Source organism: Lactiplantibacillus sp. ME-2 (genome assembly GCF_022549155.1).
GTDB classification, from domain to species: Bacteria; Bacillota; Bacilli; order Lactobacillales; family Lactobacillaceae; genus Lactiplantibacillus; species Lactiplantibacillus plantarum.
The window spans coordinates 1-1,914 of sequence record NZ_JAKZEQ010000100.1 but is presented as its reverse complement, the minus strand read 5'-3'; the positions used below and the strand labels follow the sequence as shown (position 1 = coordinate 1,914).

The 1,914-nt window shown below is 44.3% G+C and carries 2 protein-coding genes; both read right to left on the bottom strand.

Annotation, left to right across the window (positions count from 1 at the left end):
• Nucleotides 1–1,315, bottom strand: a 1,315-nt coding sequence (locus MMY95_RS15480; RefSeq protein WP_241277816.1) for a terminase large subunit, incomplete at its 3' end; no start/stop codon positions are given.
• Nucleotides 1,312–1,785 (bottom strand): phage terminase small subunit P27 family, encoded by a 474-nt coding sequence (locus MMY95_RS15475; protein WP_241277815.1) that lies wholly within the window; start codon nt 1,783–1,785, stop codon nt 1,312–1,314. The genes MMY95_RS15480 and MMY95_RS15475, both read right to left, overlap by 4 nt.
• Nucleotides 1,786–1,914: the final 129 nt, after the last annotated feature.

Below are 1,914 nucleotides of genomic sequence, written 5' to 3'. Positions count from 1 at the left end.
ATTTCCCGACTAGTTTTTGAACAAAATCAAATAGATTGTCATAATCAATAATGCCACTATCTAATCGGGTGATACTACACTCACCCGCCCGCTCCATTGACCGGTAATCAATGCCATCACGTTTAATCTTAGAATCAAGGCCGTATTTAGTCCCCACAAACGAATGACTGTCACAATAAAACTGACCGTTGCCAATTGGTATCAACCAACTAACCGCGGTCAAGTCATTACTTTTTGATAAATCAATGCCAATATAGGCGTCACGATTATGTAAGTCGGGCACCTTTGCCAATTTACCAGCGGCCCAATCGTCTGCTGAAATATAACTGTCCTCACTGGCTTGCAACCACATGTTGAAGTTCTTAACCAGTATTGGAATGAGATTATTTTGTTTAATGGCAAGGTCAACGTCGGCCTGAATCTTTTCCGTCATGCGTTGCTTAACGTGTGGTTCACTGAATAACGGGTTGGCCTTAATCCAATTGGCTTGATCGTAAACTTCTTCGCGGTCGTCCAGTTCCCATATTGCCACAAAATAACGGTCAGCTTCGGTCTTGCCCTTTAAAACGTCCGTCAGCATGTCATATTCGGCGTGCATTGGAACGTTAAGGTTAAGGCCCGAGGTGGAAATCACCGCCAGCAGTGAGTTATCTTCTTGTGCTTGACCAGACTTTAAAACGTTGTACACTTTGCGGTCTTTAGCTTCGTGCCATTCATCTAAAATAACGGTAGTCCCGGCATAACCATCAAGCGTACTGGTATCACTGGCAAGGGCCAAGGCTTGCGAATCAGTTTCTAAGTCAGTAATGGCTTGTTTCTGTACTTTAATCCGTTGCCGCATGTACTTCGATTGCTTGCGAACTTGCCGTAGCCCACTTGAAAGCATGTCGTAGCCCAATTTAGCTTGTTTAAGGGCGTTGCTGACGAATAATACCTGTCGGTTACGGGCGGGCTGACGTTCTCTTAAAAGGCCATTAGCGGCCATACCAGAAGCCAGATAGGTTTTACCGTTCTTCCGGGCCATACTAATAAACGCACGATCATAACGGCGGTTACCGGTAGTTTTTTCACGCCAGCCATACAGCTCACTAATAAGCCATTTTTGAAATGGTTGCATGGTGAGTTGGCTACCGTCAGTCTTAGGCATTAATTCGATAAATTTTACCGCCTGTGCCGCTTTGTCTTCGTCGTAGTAGAACGGGAAGCTGTCGTCTTTAGAACGGCTTAGATCGCGTTTAAATCGCTCACACGCCCATTTAATCTTTTGACAAGCCAGCACTTGTCCCGATAACACTTGGTCAACATATTCAATCATGACAACATCGCCTCAAAAGTATCTTCGGGTGTTTCATCTTTTTGCTTGTTTAATTCCATGCGGGCCCGGCTTGATAGCGACATGCCTAAATCATTGGCTAAGGCTTTTAAATCTTTCATCGCTTGTGACTGCAAGGCCACGTAAGGGTTCGGCTTACGTACACCAGTCTCTTGATTAGTTTGTACCAGCCCGTTCTTACGAATATCATTCTCACAAGTCTGTACCGTTGCATAAGCGCGGCAATAACTGGCTAACATGGCCCGGTCAAGTTCACTAATTGGGGTATTGGCCTTTAAATAAGGCGCTACCCGTTGCCATTCAGTCAAGGCACGATCATGTAACCAATCTGGCGGGGTTAAATCAAGCACCGGATAATCAAATAACGCTTTTTCCGCGTCCTTGCGTTGATCACGCTCATCATTGGTTAAATGTTTCTTCATACTAGCTAAGGCTTTTACTTTTTTGCTCATTTGGAGCACTCCTTTCGTTTAAATTTACGCACCAAAAAGCCCCCACGGGTTAGACCCATAGTGGCTGATTGATACATATATCCAGAATTCGTTTATTATATCTATATTATCGCACATATTTTCAAAAAG